15 protein-coding genes are annotated in these 16,806 nt (G+C 62.1%); 9 read left to right on the forward strand and 6 right to left on the reverse strand.

Annotated features, from left to right (window positions below):
• Position 1 precedes the first annotated feature (1 nt).
• The 3 genes from NCR40_RS14250 to NCR40_RS14260 all read right to left on the reverse strand — a co-directional run bounded on the left by NCR40_RS14250 (position 2) and on the right by NCR40_RS14260 (position 2,331).
• Positions 2 to 766, reverse strand: a complete 765-nt coding sequence (locus NCR40_RS14250; protein WP_250493036.1) for a class II aldolase/adducin family protein — start codon at positions 764 to 766, stop codon at positions 2 to 4.
• Between the two features lie 48 nt (positions 767 to 814).
• Entirely contained in the window at positions 815 to 1,903 is a 1,089-nt protein-coding gene (locus tag NCR40_RS14255) for a GlxA family transcriptional regulator (RefSeq protein WP_250509766.1), read from the reverse strand.
• Between the two features lie 113 nt (positions 1,904 to 2,016).
• A complete protein-coding gene (locus tag NCR40_RS14260) occupies positions 2,017 to 2,331 on the reverse strand; it encodes a hypothetical protein (protein ID WP_250466403.1) in 315 nt (104 codons plus the stop codon).
• Between the two features lie 395 nt (positions 2,332 to 2,726).
• Between NCR40_RS14260 and NCR40_RS14265 the strand changes: the two genes are divergently transcribed.
• The 9 genes from NCR40_RS14265 (at position 2,727) to NCR40_RS14305 (ending at position 13,404) form a co-directional block, all read left to right on the forward strand.
• Positions 2,727 to 4,121, forward strand: coding sequence for an L-serine ammonia-lyase (locus NCR40_RS14265; RefSeq protein WP_250509767.1), 1,395 nt, complete (start codon positions 2,727 to 2,729; stop codon positions 4,119 to 4,121).
• Positions 4,122 to 4,152: 31 nt separating this feature from the next.
• Complete coding sequence (locus NCR40_RS14270; protein ID WP_250509768.1) at positions 4,153 to 5,397, forward strand: sarcosine oxidase subunit beta family protein; 1,245 nt, start codon at positions 4,153 to 4,155, stop codon at positions 5,395 to 5,397.
• 23 nt (positions 5,398 to 5,420) lie between these two features.
• A complete protein-coding gene (locus tag NCR40_RS14275) occupies positions 5,421 to 5,723 on the forward strand; it encodes a sarcosine oxidase subunit delta (RefSeq protein ID WP_244829024.1) in 303 nt (100 codons plus the stop codon).
• Positions 5,720 to 8,722 (forward strand): sarcosine oxidase subunit alpha family protein, encoded by a 3,003-nt coding sequence (locus tag NCR40_RS14280; protein ID WP_250509769.1) that lies wholly within the window; start codon positions 5,720 to 5,722, stop codon positions 8,720 to 8,722. Before NCR40_RS14275 ends, NCR40_RS14280 begins: the two co-directional genes overlap by 4 nt.
• Positions 8,712 to 9,365 carry a sarcosine oxidase subunit gamma gene (locus NCR40_RS14285; RefSeq protein WP_250466411.1) on the forward strand — a complete coding sequence of 218 codons (654 nt, stop codon included), beginning with the start codon at positions 8,712 to 8,714 and terminating at the stop codon, positions 9,363 to 9,365. The genes NCR40_RS14280 and NCR40_RS14285 overlap by 11 nt, the downstream gene beginning before the upstream one ends.
• Positions 9,362 to 9,796, forward strand: coding sequence for a dihydroneopterin aldolase (locus tag NCR40_RS14290; protein ID WP_250509770.1), 435 nt, complete (start codon positions 9,362 to 9,364; stop codon positions 9,794 to 9,796). Before NCR40_RS14285 ends, NCR40_RS14290 begins: the two co-directional genes overlap by 4 nt.
• A gap of 11 nt (positions 9,797 to 9,807) precedes the next feature.
• The gene (locus tag NCR40_RS14295) at positions 9,808 to 10,071 is read left to right on the forward strand and encodes a hypothetical protein (RefSeq protein WP_250509771.1); all 264 of its coding nucleotides are present in this window, start codon (positions 9,808 to 9,810) and stop codon (positions 10,069 to 10,071) included.
• Between the two features lie 126 nt (positions 10,072 to 10,197).
• Entirely contained in the window at positions 10,198 to 11,616 is a 1,419-nt protein-coding gene (locus tag NCR40_RS14300; RefSeq protein WP_244829029.1) for an MFS transporter, read from the forward strand.
• A gap of 198 nt (positions 11,617 to 11,814) precedes the next feature.
• Entirely contained in the window at positions 11,815 to 13,404 is a 1,590-nt protein-coding gene (locus NCR40_RS14305; RefSeq protein ID WP_250509772.1) for a glycerol-3-phosphate dehydrogenase/oxidase, read from the forward strand.
• A 16-nt stretch (positions 13,405 to 13,420) separates the two neighbouring features.
• On the opposite strand, the gene NCR40_RS14310 is transcribed toward NCR40_RS14305, so the two are convergent.
• From NCR40_RS14310 to betA, 3 genes are all read right to left on the reverse strand, one after another.
• Complete coding sequence (locus NCR40_RS14310; RefSeq protein ID WP_250509773.1) at positions 13,421 to 14,608, reverse strand: porin; 1,188 nt, start codon at positions 14,606 to 14,608, stop codon at positions 13,421 to 13,423.
• A 33-nt stretch (positions 14,609 to 14,641) separates the two neighbouring features.
• On the reverse strand, positions 14,642 to 14,779 hold the full coding sequence (locus tag NCR40_RS14315) for a hypothetical protein (RefSeq protein ID WP_244829032.1): 138 nt from the start codon (positions 14,777 to 14,779) through the stop codon (positions 14,642 to 14,644).
• Positions 14,780 to 15,054: 275 nt separating this feature from the next.
• On the reverse strand, positions 15,055 to 16,797 hold the full coding sequence (betA, locus tag NCR40_RS14320; RefSeq protein WP_250509774.1) for a choline dehydrogenase: 1,743 nt from the start codon (positions 16,795 to 16,797) through the stop codon (positions 15,055 to 15,057).
• Positions 16,798 to 16,806 lie beyond the last annotated feature (9 nt).

Genomic DNA, 16,806 nt, shown 5'->3' on the forward strand with positions numbered 1-16,806 from the left:
GTCAGGTGCGATAGTCCGTCTTGCCGCCCTCGATCATGCGCAAGGCGGCTTGCCATTGCAGCGCGATGATCCCTTCCGACTCGTCCCTGCGATACTGCGCGGCAGTCGTTTCGCAAACCTTCTGCGAAGGCAGATTCAGCTCGCCGCCGCCCGCGAGCGCACGCAATTGAATCTCGCAGGCGCGTTCGAGGAAATACATCTCTTGAAACGCCGAGGGAATCGACGGGCCGCAAGTGAGCAGCCCGTGATTGCGCAAGATCATCGCGTTATGCAGGCCGAGATCGTTGACGAGCCGGTCACGTTCCGCGAGATCGAGCGCAATGCCTTCATAGTCATGGTAAGCAATGTGCCCGTAGTACTTGAGCGCATGCTGGCTGATCGGCAAAAGCCCCTGTTTTTGCGCCGATACCGCCGCGCCCGCCGCCGTATGCGTATGCACGACGCACACGACATCGTGACGCGCCATATGAATGGCCGAGTGAATGGTGAAGCCCGCCGGATTGACGAGAAATTGCTCCGGATAATCCCGCGCCGCCGGATCCACCGCGCGTCCTTCGCTATCGATCAAAACAAGGTCCGACGCGCGCATCTCGTCGAAGAGCACGCCGTATTTGTTGATGAGGAAGTGATGCTCCGGCCCCGGCACGCGCGCACTGATGTGCGTGAAGATCATGTCGGTCCAGCGAAAATGCGCAATCACGCGGTAGAGCGCCGCCAGATCGCAACGCAGCGCCCATTCTTCCTTCGAATAACCGTGGTTCTCCATGCCGTTCCTCCTTGGGTTGTAAGCCGCGGATAACGTGGATAGATCGTGTTAGATCGCCTGTGCGCGGCCCGGGAAAGTCTCGTCGTAGTCCAGCGTCTGATTCTCTTCTTCGGCGTTGCCAGAGCCGCCTTGTTCACGATACATCATCGGCGGAAGACCGTATTGTTTGCGGAATTCGCGGCCGAGATGCGAGGCATCGGAAAAGCCGCAACTCGATGCAATATCCGCTACCGTCTTGTCCGAACTCGTGAGCAGCCACGCCGCCGTGCGCAAACGCACTTGCTTTGCGTAGGCCTGCGGCGCCTTGCCGGTTTCGGCCTTGAACAGACGTTCGAGTTGACGCGTGGAAAGGTCCAGCTTGTGCGCGAGTTCGTCGAGCGTGAGCGAGCGTCCCACGTGCTGTTCCATCAGCAGAATGGCGCGCTTGACCTTGGGATGCGTCGCCGGCGCAAGTCCCGGCGGATGCGGCTGCGGCGCGTTGCCCTTCTGCATGTCGTCGACGAGGAGAATGCGCAATGCCTTTTGCACCGTCGCGGTCTCGAAGTGACGCAGCAGGATGGCCGCCGCGACATCGATGGATGCGCGTCCGCCCGAACACGTAATGCGCCGCCTGTCGATCACGAAGAGCCGGTCCGCCACGAGCGCCTGCTCATCCACGTGCGGAAAGCGTTCGACGAAGTCCCAGTAGTGAAACCAGCTCACGCAGATTCGATGCCCTTCCAGCACGCCCGCACGCATCAGCGAGAACACGCCCGTGCACATGCCGACGATGGTTGCATCGAGCGCGGCGGCGCGGCGGATGAACTGCAAGGTGGCATCGCTTGCGGAGGGCCCCGAGTGCAAGAGACCGCCGACCACGACGACGTAATCGAAGTGCTCGGCCTGATCGAAAGTCTCCCACGGCGTGATCAGGATGCCGCAGCTTGCGCGCACGGGTGCGAGCGTCTCGCCGATGACGCTCCACGAACAGCGCACGGGGCGGCTGAAATCGCCTTCATCGGCGGAAAGGCGCAAGAGATCGACGAAACCGGAGAACGCGGTCAGCGTGAAGTTCGGCAACAGCACGATGCCGAAGCGAATACGCGATTTGGATTGACCGTCGATGGAAAGCGGCGGAAGCGATTCTGCGGGGTTCATGCGCGTGAAGTGCGGCGGCCTGGAAGTATGCCGCGAGCATATCACTCGTGCGTGGAGCACGGGCGCATGGTCAGAAATGAGAAGGGCCGCAATACGGCGGCCCTGAAGGAAGACTAGTTGCCCAGCACGGCGATGGCCCAGGCGAACGCCGAGCCGACGAGTGCGCCGGTGGTTCGACCGAGCAGGCTTGCGACGGTGTAGTCGGCCCAGCGCTGTTCGACTTCGGCCTTCAATACGCCGAAGTAACGCAAGGCGGGATCGACGCAACACGCGATCATCAACGCGGCCCAGGTGGGCGCTTCGCGCGTGAGAACGTGTTCGGGAGAAATGATGTCGATGGCCTGAAGCAAGCCGACCACCGCGGCGCCGACAATGAAAGCAAGAGTCCAGGATTTGAAGAACTGATCGGGAAGAGCAGAGCTTTGCATGGATACAGAAGACGAAGGAACAACAGAGAAACGAGCGACGCGTCAAGCCTTGAAGGGTGGCCGCTCACGGACTTAGGGAATATACCGAGACGTCCTCTTTCGGCCCGTAGGATCAGTCTCAAAAATCCCGCGATCTGCAACGAAGCTGCGCAAAAACGCGCCAACCTCGAAATGCTCTGCTACCGCGCGCGTTCGCGTGGCGGACTCATGCGGCGACTTTCGATCAAACGTCATGAACCTTGGTAAATCCGTCATTGGGGCGAGCGTTCCCGCGCGCTGACGCCGCCATCCCATTTCGATGCCGCTTTTGTTCTATCGGACGGATTTGCGGTTTGGTGCAATGAGCACAGTCGCGAAAGGTGGGCAAGCGGCCCATGATCCAACCAGGAATGCACATGAACGTCAGCGTTTTCGATCTGTTCAAGATCGGCATCGGTCCTTCCAGCTCGCATACCGTCGGGCCGATGATCGCGGCGTGCCGCTTCGCCTCGCACATCGAGGACGCGAATCTGCTTGGCTTCGTCACGCGGGTGCGCGCTGAACTGTTCGGCTCGCTCGGCGCCACCGGCAAGGGCCACGGCACCGACAAGGCCGTGCTGCTCGGCCTGGAAGGCAATCTGCCCGATCTGATCGATCCCGACCTGATCGCGCCGCGCCTCAAAGAAATTCGCGAGACGAAGCGCCTGATGTTGCTCGGCAAGCATGCGGTCGCATTCGAAGAGCGCGAACACATAGGCTTTTATCGCAAGCTGATGCCGGGTGCGCCGGGATCGAGCATCGTGCATCCGAACGGCATGCGCTTTCAGGCGTTCGACGAGAACGGCCAGCTGCTCGTCGAGAAAGAATACTTCTCGGTCGGCGGCGGTTTCGTCGTGAATCGCGAAGGCGATCGCGTCAACGGACTGCGCGCGGGCGGCAGCGTGCCGTATCCGTTTCGCACCGGCGACGATCTCATGCGCGTGTGCAAGGAGACAGGTCTGTCTATCGCCGAGATCACGTTGCAAAACGAATGCGCGAATCGCAGCGAACAGGAAGTGCGCGAGGGCATGCTCGCCGTGTGGCGCGTGATGGCGGCATGCGTCGAGCGCGGCTGCAAGGAGCGCGGCGAGTTGCCGGGACCGATGCACGTCAAGCGTCGCGCGGCGGATCTTTCGTCGCAACTGCGCTTTCGTTCCGAAGAGTCGTTGCGCGATCCGCTTTCGATGCTCGACTGGGTCAACCTCTATGCAATGGCCGTCAACGAAGAGAACGCGGCGGGCGGCCGCGTCGTCACCGCGCCGACCAACGGCGCAGCGGGCGTGATCCCCGCCGTGCTGCACTACTACGTGAAGTTCATGCACGGCTCGAACGACGATGGCATCGTGCGCTTCCTTCTTACGGCAGCCGCCATCGGCATCATCTACAAGGAAACGGCTTCGATCTCGGGTGCCGAAGTGGGCTGCCAGGGCGAAGTGGGCGTGGCCTGCTCGATGGCCGCCGCCGCGCTGGCATCGGTCATGGGCGGCACGCCCGCGCAAGTCGAGAACGCCGCCGAAATCGGCATGGAACATAACCTTGGCATGACCTGCGACCCGGTGGGCGGCCTCGTGCAGATTCCCTGCATCGAGCGCAACGCCATGGGCGCGATCAAGGCCATCAACGCCGCGCGCATGGCGATGAAGGGCGACGGCCAGCATTACGTCTCGCTCGATTCGGTCATCAAGACCATGCGCGAAACCGGCGCCGATATGAAAACGAAATACAAGGAGACGTCGCGCGGCGGACTGGCCGTCAACGTCATCGAATGCTGAATTCAGTACGTCACGAAGGAAAGGAAACACCATGACCCGCTATTCGATCTTCAGCCTCTTGCGCAACGGCATGTCGTATCACGAGAACTGGGAGCGCCAGTGGCGAAGCCCCGAGCCCAAGCGCGAATACGACGTGGTGATCGTCGGCGGCGGCGGGCATGGTCTTGCGACGGCGTATTACCTGGCGAAGGAACACGGCATCACGAATGTCGCGATCCTGGAGAAGGGATGGATAGGCGGCGGCAATACCGCGCGCAACACGACGATCGTGCGCTCGAACTATCTGTGGGACGAATCTGCGGCTTTATACGAAAAGGCAATGAAACTGTGGGAAGGCCTTTCGCAAGACCTCAACTACAACGTCATGTTCAGCCAGCGCGGCGTGATGAATCTCGCGCATACGCTGCAGGACGTGCGCGATACCGAACGCCGCGTGAACGCCAACCGTCTCAATGGCGTCGATGCCGAGTTCCTCACGCCCGCGCAGATCAAGGAAATCGAGCCGACTATCAATCTCAATAGCCGCTATCCGGTGTTGGGTGCGTCGATTCAACGGCGCGGCGGCGTCGCGCGTCACGATGCCGTGGCGTGGGGGTTCGCGCGCGGCGCGGATCAGGCGGGCGTGGACATCATCCAGAAGTGTCAAGTCACGGGAATTCGGCGCGACGGCAGTCAAGTCACAGGCGTCGATACCACCAAGGGTTTCATCAAGGCGAAGAAGGTCGCGGTGGTCGCGGCGGGCAATACGACATCGCTTGCGGATATGGCCGGCGTGCGTCTGCCGCTCGAAAGCCATCCGCTGCAGGCGCTCGTGTCCGAGCCCATCAAGCCGGTGGTCAACACGGTCGTCATGTCGAACGCGGTGCACGCTTACATCAGCCAGTCCGACAAGGGCGATCTCGTGATCGGCGCGGGCGTCGATCAATACACGGGCTTCGGGCAGCGCGGCAGTTTTCAGATTATCGAAGGCACGCTGGAGGCTATCGTCGAAATGTTCCCGGTGTTCTCGCGTGTGCGCATGAATCGCCAGTGGGGCGGCATTGTCGATGTCTCGCCGGATGCTTGCCCGATCATCAGCAAGACGGATGTAAAGGGCCTCTATTTCAATTGCGGCTGGGGCACGGGCGGCTTCAAGGCGACGCCGGGCTCGGGCTGGGCGTACGCGCACACCATCGCGAAAGACGAGCCGCATGCGCTGAATGCGCCGTTCTCGCTGGAGCGCTTCTATACGGGTCATCTGATCGACGAACACGGCGCGGCTGCCGTGGCGCACTAATCGCACTTTAGGGAGTTAGGAACATGTTGCTGATCGAATGCCCCTGGTGCGGCCCGCGCGCCGAAAGCGAATTTTCCTGCGGCGGCGAAGCGGATATCGCGCGCCCGCTCGAAACGGACAAGCTCACCGACAAGGAATGGGGCGATTACCTCTTCATGCGCAAGAACTCGCGCGGCAAGCATCGCGAACAATGGATGCATGCGCAAGGCTGCCGCCGCTGGTTCAAGGCGCAACGCGATACGGTTTCATACGAGATTCAGGGCTACGAGACGTTCGACCGTCCGCTTGCCGTGATGGACACGAATAACGGAGGCACGTCGAAATGAGCCAGAAAGACCGACTCGGCGCGGGTGGACGCATCAACCGCGCGATTGCGTTGACGTTCACCTTCAACGGCAAGACGTATCAGGGTTTTCAAGGCGATACGCTTGCCTCCGCGCTGCTCGCCAACGGCCAGCATTTCGTTGCGCGTAGCTGGAAGTATCACCGGCCCCGCGGCATCGTCACGGCAGGTGTGGAAGAGCCGAATGCCGTCGTGCAGTTGGAAACCGGCGCGTACACGGTGCCCAATGCGCGTGCCACCGAAATCGAGCTGTATCAGGGACTCGTCGCGACGAGTGTGAATGCGAAGCCGAACATCGAGAACGATCGCATGGCGGTGAATCAGAAGATCGCGCGCTTCATTCCAGCGGGCTTCTACTACAAGACCTTCATGTGGCCGCGCAAATTCTGGCCGAAGTACGAAGAAGTGATTCGCGATGCAGCGGGTCTTGGCAAGGCGCCCGAGCAACGCGACGCGGATCGTTACGACAAGTGCTTCGCGCATTGCGACGTGCTCGTGGTCGGCGGCGGTCCTTCGGGACTCGCGGCGGCGCATGCGGCGGGTTTGTCGGGCGCGCGCGTGATTCTCGTCGACGATCAAAGCGAACTCGGCGGCTCGTTGCTCTCGTGCCGCGCGGAGATCGATGGCAAGCCCGCGCTGCAATGGGTGCAGAAGATCGAAGCCGAACTGCGCAAAATGCCCGACGTGAAGGTACTTTCGCGCAGCACGGCGTTCGGCTATCAGGATCACAACCTCGTGACCATCACGCAGCGTCTGACCGAGCATCTGCCGGTGTCGTTGCGCAAGGGCACGCGTGAACTGCTGTGGAAGGTGCGCGCCAAGCGCGTGATTCTCGCGACGGGCGCGCACGAGCGGCCTATCGTGTTCGGCAACAACGATTTGCCGGGCGTGATGATGGCCTCCGCCATATCGACGTATCTGCATCGCTATGCGGTGTTGCCGGGACGTCGCGCGGTCGTGTTCACCAACAACGATGACGCGTATCAATGCGCGCTCGATCTGAAGGCGGCCGGCGCGGACGTCACGGTCGTCGATCCGCGCCCGGCGGAAACGAACGGCGCGTTGCCTGCTGCCGCGCGTCGCTATGGCGTGCGCGTCATCAACGATGCGGTCATCACGGCGGCGCACGGCAAGCTGCGCGTGTCGTCAGTGGAAGTCGCGGCTTATGCGAAGGGGCAAGTCGGCGCGAAGCAGTCCGACCTGCAATGCGACCTCGTGGCGATGTCGGGCGGCTGGAGTCCCGTGTTGCATCTCTTCGCGCAATCGGGCGGCAAGGCGCACTGGCACGAGGATAAAGCCTGCTTCGTCCCCGGCAAGGCCATGCAACTGGAAAGCAGCGTGGGCGCGTGCGCGGGCGAGTTCTCGCTGGCGCGCGGCATCCGCTTCGCACTCGATGCGGGCGCCGACGCAGCGCGCGCGGCAGGGCTTATCGTCGCGCGGCCGAATCCGGTGCAAGTGGCCGAGATCACGGAAGCGCCGTTGTTGCCGTTGTGGCTCGTCGGTGGACGCGAACTCGCGACGCGCGGCCCCAAGCAGTTCATCGACTTCCAGAACGACGTCTCTGCTGCCGACATCTTTCTCGCGGCGCGTGAAGGCTTCGAATCGGTCGAGCACGTGAAGCGTTATACGGCGATGGGCTTCGGCACCGATCAAGGCAAGCTCGGCAACATCAACGGCATGGCGATTCTCGCGCAAGCTCTGAACAAGACGATTCCCGAGACCGGCACGACGACCTTCCGCCCGAACTACACGCCGGTTTCCTTCGGCACGTTCGCGGGCCGCGAACTGGGCGAGTTTCTCGATCCGGTGCGCAAGACGGCGGTTCACGAATGGCACGTTCAGAACGGCGCCGCGTTCGAGGATGTCGGCAACTGGAAGCGTCCCTGGTACTACCCGAAGGCGGGCGAGGACATGCACGCGGCAGTCGCGCGCGAATCGCTCGCAGTGCGCGAAAGCGTCGGCATTCTCGATGCATCGACGCTCGGCAAGATCGACATTCAAGGCCCGGATGCGGCTCAGTTGCTGAACTGGGTCTATACGAATCCGTGGAGCAAGCTCGAAGTCGGCAAGTGCCGCTACGGTCTCATGCTCGACGAAAACGGCATGATTTTCGACGACGGCGTGACCGTGCGCCTGGCCGATCAGCATTACATGATGACGACCACCACGGGCGGCGCGGCGCGCGTACTCACGTGGCTCGAACGCTGGCTGCAAACCGAATGGCCCGACATGCGCGTGCGGCTTGCCTCCGTGACGGATCACTGGGCCACGTTCGCGGTCGTGGGACCGAACAGCCGCAAGGTGCTGCAGAAGGTGTGTCACGACATCGACTTCGCGAATTCCGCGTTCCCGTTCATGAGCTATCGCGAGGGCACGGTGGCGGGTGCATCGGCGCGCGTGATGCGCATCAGCTTCTCGGGCGAACTCGCGTATGAAGTGAACGTGCCGGCCAATGTCGGACGCGCGGTGTGGGAAGCCATCATGGAAGCGGGCGCGGAATTCGACATCACGCCCTACGGCACCGAAACCATGCACGTGTTGCGTGCGGAGAAGGGCTACATCATCGTCGGCCAGGATACGGATGGCTCGATGACGCCTTACGACCTCGGCATGGGCGGGCTAGTCGCGAAGTCGAAGGACTTCATCGGCAAGCGTTCGCTCACGCGTTCGGACACCGCCAAGCCGGGACGCAAGCAGTTCGTCGGTCTGCTCTCGGACGATCCTTCGTTTGTCATTCCGGAAGGCTCGCAGATCGTCGCGGGTCCGTTCCAGGGCGACTCGGCGCCAATGCTCGGTCATGTCACATCGAGCTATTTCAGCCCTATTTTGAAGCGCTCGATTGCGCTTGCCGTGGTGAAGGGCGGTCTCGACAAGATCGGCGAGGCGGTCACCATTCCGCTTTCGAGCGGCAAGCAGATCAACGCAAAAATCACCAGTTCGGTGTTCTACGACAGCGAAGGAGCACGTCAGCATGTGGAATGAAACCAGAGGTTCCTCGACGGTCGTCGATCGCGTCACGGTTGGACAAGGGGTGTGGCAGGAGTCACCGCTCGTCGGCGCGGATGCGTTGCTGAAGGCGCATCAGGCGGGCTCGCCGAAAGCGTTTCGTCTTTCCGAGCGGCCGTTTCTCCAACTCGTCAACGTGCGTGGCGATACGCGCGATGCGGCCTTCGTGCAGGCCGTGCAAAGCGTGATTGGCTGCGCGCCGCCCGACAAACCGAACACCACCGCGCGCGGCAATGGCTACGACATGCTGTGGCTCGGCCCCGATGAATGGCTCGTGCGCTCACTGACCGCGCACGATGCCGCACGCCCCGCGCCGCTCGAAGCGAAGTTGCGCGACGCGTTCAAGGGCGCGTTCGCGGCAGCGGTGGATATCGGCAGCGGCTATACGGTGCTCGAAATCGATGGGCCGCGCACGCGCGATGTCCTTTCACGCGGATGCCCGCTCGACCTGCATCCGAAAGTATTCGGCGAAGGCCAGTGCGCGCAGAGTCATTACTTCAAGGCTTCGCTCACGCTCGTGCCGTTGGGCGGTGACCGCTTCGAACTGATCATCCGCCGCAGCTTCGCGGACTACTTCGTGAAGATCATGCTCGATGCCGCCGAGCCCTTGCTCGCATGAAGCCGTTCGAACCGCTTGCCATGGGCGGACAGGGCTGGCGCGTCGTCGTCGATGAACTGATGGTGACGACGCGCGTCGGCTTGTACGAACATGAGCATCGTGCGCCGCAGCCGGTTGCTATCGATGCAAGCCTGCGTTATCGAAGCACGCCCCATGAATCGACGGATGGTCTTATCGATTACGAAGCGTGGTGCGATCGCGTGAGTGCGTTTCTCGAAACGAAGCCGCATACGCGTTTGCTCGAAACGCTCGCGATGGAAATCGCCGCGTTCTCCTTCGATGAATGGCCCGCGCTCGACGGTCTCACGCTCGCGTTGCATAAGCCCAAGATTCGTGAAGGCACGCGCCGTCTTGCGTTGGAACTCGACTGGCGTCGTGCCGATTTCGACGCGTGGCGCGCACAGAACGCAGCCGCGCTTCACGCTTCCTGACCTTCACGACGATGACTTCATCGCGCGACACGGCGGCGTTGCTTTCCGAGCGCGCGGTCAAGGAGCGCGATGCGAACGCGGCGCTCGCGCTTCTCGAACGCAGCATTGCGTTGAAGCATCGGCGGATTGCGTTGATTCGCTATCTGCATGCGCAGTATCTCGACGCGCCGCTCGATGCGCGTCACCACGACTACGTGAAGGCCATCGCTGCAAAGCTCAGCGTGGATGCGCTCATGCGTATTGCCGCGGCGGCGCGCGCACGCTATGACGCATGACGCGTACGTTCCATCCCGATGACGCGAATCTTCTATGTTGCGGATTTATGTCGGCGTCTACTGAAAACGCTTTGACTTCCGTACGCCACGTCCACGCGGTTAGCGCCGCATCGAGAGAGGGATGACATGTCCACCGCCACGCAATCGCGCGCGAGCGCTGCTGCACGGCTAGAACGCCTGCCGTTCTCCGGGTATCACCGCACTATTTTCATCATCATTGCCGTTGCGTTTTTCTTCGATTCGGTGGACCTCGGCACGATGACCTTCGTGCTCGGTTCGATCAAGACGGAGTTCGGTTTGTCGACCGCGACTGCGGGCCTCGTTGCAAGCGCAAGCTTCTTCGGCATGGTGCTCGGCGCGGCCGTCGCGGGCTTGCTTGCGGACCGCTTCGGACGCCGGCCCGTGTTCCAGTGGAGCATGGTGCTGTGGGGACTGGCGTCGTACCTGTGCTCGACGGCGCATTCCGTCGATGCGTTGATCTTCTATCGCGTGCTGCTTGGTATCGGCATGGGAATGGAGTTTCCTATCGCGCAGACGTTGCTCTCCGAGTTCGTGCCGACGGCTTCACGCGGCAGACTGATTGCGTTGATGGATGGCTTCTGGCCGCTGGGATTCATCGCGTCGGGCGTGGTGTCGTACTTCGTGTTGCCGCAGTTTGGCTGGCGCACCGAGTTTGCGTTGCTCGCAATACCCGCGGTGTTCGTGCTGATCGTGCGGCGCGTGGTGCCCGAGTCGCCGCGATGGCTCGAACATCACGGACGTATCGAAGAAGCGGATCGCGTGCTCGATGAAGTCGAGGCGAAGGTCATGAGGGCTAGCGGCTTGCGTGCGTTGCCTGCGCCTTCGATGCTGGCGGAACCGCCTGTCAGGAAGGGATCTGGAGCGTTTCGTGAGATCTGGAGTGCGGCATACAGGCGTCGCACGATCATGGTTTGGGCGCTTTGGTTCTTTGCGTTGCTTGGCTTCTATGGATTGACGTCGTGGCTCGGCGCGTTGATGCAACAGGCCGGTTTTGCCGTCACGAAGTCCGTGCTTTATACGGTGCTGATCTCGCTTGGCGGCGTGCCGGGTTTCTTGTGTGCGGCGTGGCTCGTGGAACGGTGGGGACGCAAGCCGACTTGCATCGCATCGCTTTTGGGTAGCGGGTTGATGGCGTACTTGTATGGCCAAACCGCGTTGCATGCCGAAACGCCGACGCTCCTGATCTGCGCGGGACTTGCCATGCAGTTCTTCCTCTTCGCGATGTGGGCCGTGCTTTATACCTATACGCCCGAGTTGTATGGGACCGGCGCGCGCGCGACGGGGTCGGGGTTTGCATCGGCGATCGGGCGTGTCGGGTCGTTGATCGGGCCTTATGTCGTTGGCGTCGTGTTGCCGGTCTTCGGACAGGGCGGAGTCTTTTCGCTGGGCGCCGCCTGTTTTGTGGTGGCGGCGTCGGCGGTTTGGATTCTTGGGATCGAGACGCGCGGGCTCGCGCTGGAGACGCTGGTTTCGGAGGCAGAGGTGGTGGAAGGGAGCGGGGTGCTGGTTTCGGCTCGGGAGTGAGGGATCGCGGCGTGGCCCACACCGATGATCCCGAAGGCCGATGGTACGATGTAAAAAAACGAACATCTCACTTCAAAACGAAAATCGGCGAGAGACGGGACAAAGCCAGCGTATGACACGTTTATTCTTGCCCGGACCCAAGCGGCAACCAGTCCCGCGCCATGTTGTTCGATCGGCCACGCGCGCGGGATTTCCCCGATGAAAAAGCATCCCGCGCAGCCTGACATGCAGGCGATCACGCCGCCCGATCGCGCGACGCTCCTGCGCGAAATCGACCGGACCGCGTGCTGGGATATCGTGGTGATCGGCGGCGGCGCGAGCGGTCTAGGCACGGCTGTCGATGCCGCGTCGCGTGGCTATCGCACCTTGCTGCTCGAAGCGCGGGACTTCGCGAAGGGCACGTCGAGTAAGGCGACCAAGCTGGTGCACGGCGGCGTGCGTTATCTCGCGCAAGGCAACATCCCGCTCGTGCGCGAGGCTTTGCATGAACGAGGGCTGCTTGCACGCAATGCGCCGCATCTGGTGAACGCGCTGGGTTTCGTCGTGCCCGCTTACCGCTTAACCGACAAGCTGTTCTACGGCGCCGGCCTGAAGGTCTACGACTGGCTTGCGGGCGCATTGAATCTCGCGCCGAGTCGTGGTCTCGGTCTGCGCGAAACGCACGACAAGGCGCCCATGCTCGCCGGCAATCTGCAGGGCCGCGCGCTCCGTGGCGGCACGCTCTACTATGACGGCCAGTTCGACGACGCGCGCCTCGCCATCGCACTCGCGCGCACGGTTTTCGATCTCGGCGGCATCGCGCTGAACAATGCGGCAGTGCGCGGTATCGAGGTGGATCGCGCGGACAGGACGCATCGGATTGCCTTCGAAGACACCGAAACGGGCGATGCCTTCTCAGTGCGTGCCCGCTGCGTGGTCAACGCAACCGGCGTCTGGGTGGATGCCATTCGCGCAATGGACGATCCCCGCGCGCGTCCCATCGTGGCGCCGAGTCAGGGCGTGCATCTCACGTTGCCCGGCCGCTTCCTCAAAAGCGATAACGCCATTCTCGTGCCGAAGACGAAAGACGGCCGTGTGCTGTTCGTGGTGCCGTGGCATGGGCAGACTATCGTCGGCACGACGGATACACCGCAGAGCGACGTGCCGCTCGAACCGCGTGCAAGCGACGCGGAGATCGACTTCATCCTGAGTTCGGCGGCAGATTATCTCTCGCTCAAACCGACGCGCGACGATGTCTTGAGCGTGTGGGCCGGCCTGCGTCCGCTCGTGAAGGGCGATAGCGGCGCGTCGACGGCGGCGCTGTCGCGCGAGCATACGATCGAATCGAGTTCCACCGGAATGATCACGGTGACGGGCGGCAAGTGGACGACGTATCGACTGATGGCGGAACAAGTGGTCGATCTGGCCATTGCAAACGGTCTGTTGGCGGCTGCGCCATGCCGCACGCGCTCGTTGCCCTTGCATGGCGCAACGGGCGTGCAAAGCGGGTACTACGGTTCGGATGCGGGGATCATCGAACAATTGCCGGGCGCGGACACGTTGCTCGTCGAAGCAGGCGGCCTGACCGAAGCGCAAACGCGTTTCGCGGTGCGCGCGGAGCTGGCGCGTTCGGTCGAAGACGTGCTTGCGCGCCGTAATCGCGCGCTCTTTCTGGATGCCGCCGCAGCACGTGCGGCGGCGCCCGAAGTGGCGCGCATCATGGCTCAGGAACTCGGCCGCGACGCTGCGTGGCAGTCCGCGCAAGTTGCCAGTTTCGAAGCCTTCGCCCGAAACTGGACCTTGCGTTGATGCGCTGAAGTGAGCGTCAGAACGCGTGCCGCATGCCGATCATCGCGATGAACTGCGACGGCCCGGACGACGGCGTGGTGTTCTGCGAATCGCCGACCACCGCGACTGCATCCGAAATTCTCACACCGCCCGCGCCATTCGCGATCAAAGACTGACCGCTCGCGTGCTGATAAGCCTGCAACGCGTAGAACGTGGTGCGCGCGGACAAAGCATAAGTCTGCTCCAGCGAAATCTGTTGATAACGCGCCGGGTCATTCACGCCGTTCGACTTGCTGGCCCGTGTGTAGCTGTAGCCCGCCGCTGCGGCGAAAGCAGGCGTGAAACGATACGACGCAATCGCGCCGTACGAGTTGAACACGGCTTCGTCCGAGAACAATGAGTGCGCGCCCGGTGTGTATTGCACGTTCGAATAGTTCAGACCCACCATCAGGTCCTTGAGCGTGTAGCGCGCGGCAGCGGCGATCATCTGCACGCCGCCCGACGTGGCGTAGCCGTTGTTGACCGGCGAATTGTTGGCGAAGCTGCCGATGGCGCTGCTCGTCGCGACGTCTTTAAGGTGCACATAACCCGCTGCGATCGAGACGGGCTTGAAGTCGTAGCGCAACGCCGCGCTGAGGTTGGAGCCGCTCGCAATGCTGCCGGCTTCGCCGCCGAGTCCGGCTTGTGCGGCGAGCGTCAGACCCGCGATGTTCGGCGAGACATACGAGACCGAGTTATTGAAGCGCAGTGTGGTGTCGAGCGCATCGACATCGCCGGGATGTGCGCCGGTCGCGCCCGTGAGCGCGCTGGTCGGGCCGAGCGCGCCGACGAGATTGAAGTAGGGCGTGTATTGCCGCCCGAGCGTCAGCGTGCCGTAACGGTCGTTGGAGAGACCGGCATAGGCTTGTCGATTGAACATGCCCGCGGAGCTTGCCGCTGCGCCGTTCAGGGAATTGAAGCCGCTCTCCAGACGAAACACGGCTTTTGTGCCGCCGCCGAGATCTTCCGCGCCCAGCAGGCCAAACTTGCTCGCCTGCAAACTGCCTTGCGACATATACACGTTCGACGAGCCGCGCTGATTGCTGGCATAGGCGAAGGCGTTATCGACTACGCCGTACAACGTGACGCTGCTCTGCGCTGCCGCCGATGCGGACACGACCGCCGCTGCGAGCGGCAGACACGCGATGGCAAGCGCGCGCGTGGATTGAAGCTTTGAGACTTGCATTGCTACTTCGGTCCTTCAGTTTAAAAGTGTTGATCAAATGTTGATGTTCAAGGTCAGATGTAGCCAACCCTGTTCGGTGCGCTCACTGATCACCGTGCCATTCGTGCATGAAGCACGGCGCGCGTCGGAAGCGGGCACGCTGATGCGCACTTCGTTCTGCGAGCGCGGCATGTTACCTGCTCGTTCGACGGCGATTCGCAACGTTTCGTGGTCGCTGTGTATTCGCACGCGCCAGCGGCCTTGTTCGCCGCGACGCCCTTCGCTTTAGCCGTCACATTTATTTCCATTCGGTACGGCGACGGGAACGCTTCGGAATACGAATGGGCTGCGATCGTAATAATTGAGATGAAGACGAGGCACTAGGGAAAACCATGCGTCGGATGCAAAGGTCGCCGCCGGTTATCGAACCGAAGAGTTCGGCTCGGAGGAGGTTTCTCTGGAAATGCTCAGATGCGCGAGGTGGCGGAGTCGCTCGTCACGTCACTTTTCGCACGCTCGACCAGTTCCTTCTGCAACCAGCCGCTGTCGCGCGCGCGCTTGCCGTTCGCCACGAAGTACGGCGTCTCGACGCGTGGCAAGGCTTCGCGCCCGCGAATGCGATCCGCGATCTTTTCCGCGAGCATGATGGTCGGCGCGTTGAGATTGCCCGTCGTGATCTGCGGCATGATCGACGCATCCACTACGCGCAAGCCTTCCATGCCGTGCACGCGTCCTTCGGCATCGACCACGGCCATATCGTCGTAACCCATCTTGCACGAGCACGACGGGTGATATGCGGTCTCCGCTTTCGCGCGGATAAAGGCATCCAGATCCCGGTCGCTCATGCGCTTTGCGCCGGGATTCAACTCGCGTCCGCGATATTTGCTGAGCGCCGGCTGCTGCATGATCTCGCGCGTGATGCGAAGCGCATCGCGGAACTCGCGCCAGTCGAGCGGATCGGCCATGTAGTTGAAGAGGATGCCCGGATGCGCGTGCGGGTCGCGTGACGTGAGCTTGACGCGTCCACGGCTGGGCGAGCGCATCGAACCGACATGCGCCTGAAACCCATGCATCTCGATGGCGTTCGAACCGTTGTAATTGATCGCCACCGGCAGAAAGTGATACTGGATGTTCGGCCACGGATCGTCATCGCGCGTGCGGATGAAACCGCCCGCCTCGAACTGATTGCTCGCGCCTATGCCCGTGCCCTTCAGAAGCCATTCGAGCCCGATAGCAGGCTGATTACGCAGTTGCAGCGCGGGATAAAGCGAGACCGGCTCCTTGCATTCGTATTGCATGTACATCTCGAGGTGATCCTGCAGATTCTCACCGACTCCCGGCAGATCGTGCACCACGGGAATCTCGAGTTCCCTGAGCCAGCTCGAACGCCCGACACCGGAACGCTGCAGCAATTGCGGCGAAGCAATGGCGCCGCTGCATATGAGCACTTCACGCCGCGCATGCGCGCGCACGCGTTGCGCGCCATGCAGATAAGCCACGCCAGACGCGCGCTTGCCCGCGAACAACACACGGTCAGTAGTTGCATGCGTAACTATCGTGAGATTGCCGCGATGCTTCGCGTGATCCAGATAACCACGCGCCGTGCTCGCGCGCCTTCCGTTCGGCGTGACGGTACGATCCATCGGTCCAAAGCCTTCTTGCCGATAGCCGTTGAGATCGTCCGTACGCGGATAACCCGCCTGCACGCCTGCTTCGACCATCGCCGCGAAGAGTGGATTGTTGCCGGGTTTGCTGGTCGTGACATGAACGGGACCGTCGCCACCGTGATAATCGTTCGCACCGATATCGCGTGTCTCCGCTTTGCGGAAATACGGCAGACAGTCGAGATAGCTCCAGTTTGCAAGACCCGGCCGCATGGCCCAGTTGTCGTAGTCGAGCGCATTGCCGCGTATGTAGCACATGCCGTTGATGAGCGACGATCCGCCGAGTCCCTTGCCGCGTCCGCATTCCATGCGACGATCGTTCATATGCGGTTCGGGCTCGGTTTCATACGCCCAGTTGTAGCGCCGCCCTTGCAGCGGATACGCAAGCGCCGCCGGCATCTGCGTGCGAAAGTCGAAGCGATAATCCGGGCCGCCCGCTTCGAGCAGCAGCACCGTCACGTCCTCGTCTTCGGTGAGACGCGAGGCAAGCACGTTGCCCGCCGATCCCGCGCCCACGATGATGTAGTCGTATTCCATCGCGCTCATCGAAAGCTC

It is taken from the genome of Caballeronia sp. GACF4, assembly GCF_023631025.1.
GTDB lineage: Bacteria > Pseudomonadota > Gammaproteobacteria > Burkholderiales > Burkholderiaceae > Caballeronia.

Coding starts and splice junctions, on each gene's coding strand:
- NCR40_RS14285 (WP_250466411.1), top strand. CDS start 8,712: ATGTGGAATGAAACCAGAGGTTCCTCGACGGTCGTCGATCGCGTCACG.
- NCR40_RS14310 (WP_250509773.1), bottom strand. CDS start 14,608: ATGCAAGTCTCAAAGCTTCAATCCACGCGCGCGCTTGCCATCGCGTGT.
- NCR40_RS14300 (WP_244829029.1), top strand. CDS start 10,198: ATGTCCACCGCCACGCAATCGCGCGCGAGCGCTGCTGCACGGCTAGAA.
- NCR40_RS14315 (WP_244829032.1), bottom strand. CDS start 14,779: ATGCCGCGCTCGCAGAACGAAGTGCGCATCAGCGTGCCCGCTTCCGAC.
- NCR40_RS14280 (WP_250509769.1), top strand. CDS start 5,720: ATGAGCCAGAAAGACCGACTCGGCGCGGGTGGACGCATCAACCGCGCG.
- NCR40_RS14270 (WP_250509768.1), top strand. CDS start 4,153: ATGACCCGCTATTCGATCTTCAGCCTCTTGCGCAACGGCATGTCGTAT.
- NCR40_RS14255 (WP_250509766.1), bottom strand. CDS start 1,903: ATGAACCCCGCAGAATCGCTTCCGCCGCTTTCCATCGACGGTCAATCC.
- betA (WP_250509774.1), bottom strand. CDS start 16,797: ATGAGCGCGATGGAATACGACTACATCATCGTGGGCGCGGGATCGGCG.
- NCR40_RS14265 (WP_250509767.1), top strand. CDS start 2,727: ATGAACGTCAGCGTTTTCGATCTGTTCAAGATCGGCATCGGTCCTTCC.
- NCR40_RS14275 (WP_244829024.1), top strand. CDS start 5,421: ATGTTGCTGATCGAATGCCCCTGGTGCGGCCCGCGCGCCGAAAGCGAA.
- NCR40_RS14305 (WP_250509772.1), top strand. CDS start 11,815: ATGAAAAAGCATCCCGCGCAGCCTGACATGCAGGCGATCACGCCGCCC.
- NCR40_RS14295 (WP_250509771.1), top strand. CDS start 9,808: ATGACTTCATCGCGCGACACGGCGGCGTTGCTTTCCGAGCGCGCGGTC.
- NCR40_RS14260 (WP_250466403.1), bottom strand. CDS start 2,331: ATGCAAAGCTCTGCTCTTCCCGATCAGTTCTTCAAATCCTGGACTCTT.
- NCR40_RS14290 (WP_250509770.1), top strand. CDS start 9,362: ATGAAGCCGTTCGAACCGCTTGCCATGGGCGGACAGGGCTGGCGCGTC.
- NCR40_RS14250 (WP_250493036.1), bottom strand. CDS start 766: ATGGAGAACCACGGTTATTCGAAGGAAGAATGGGCGCTGCGTTGCGAT.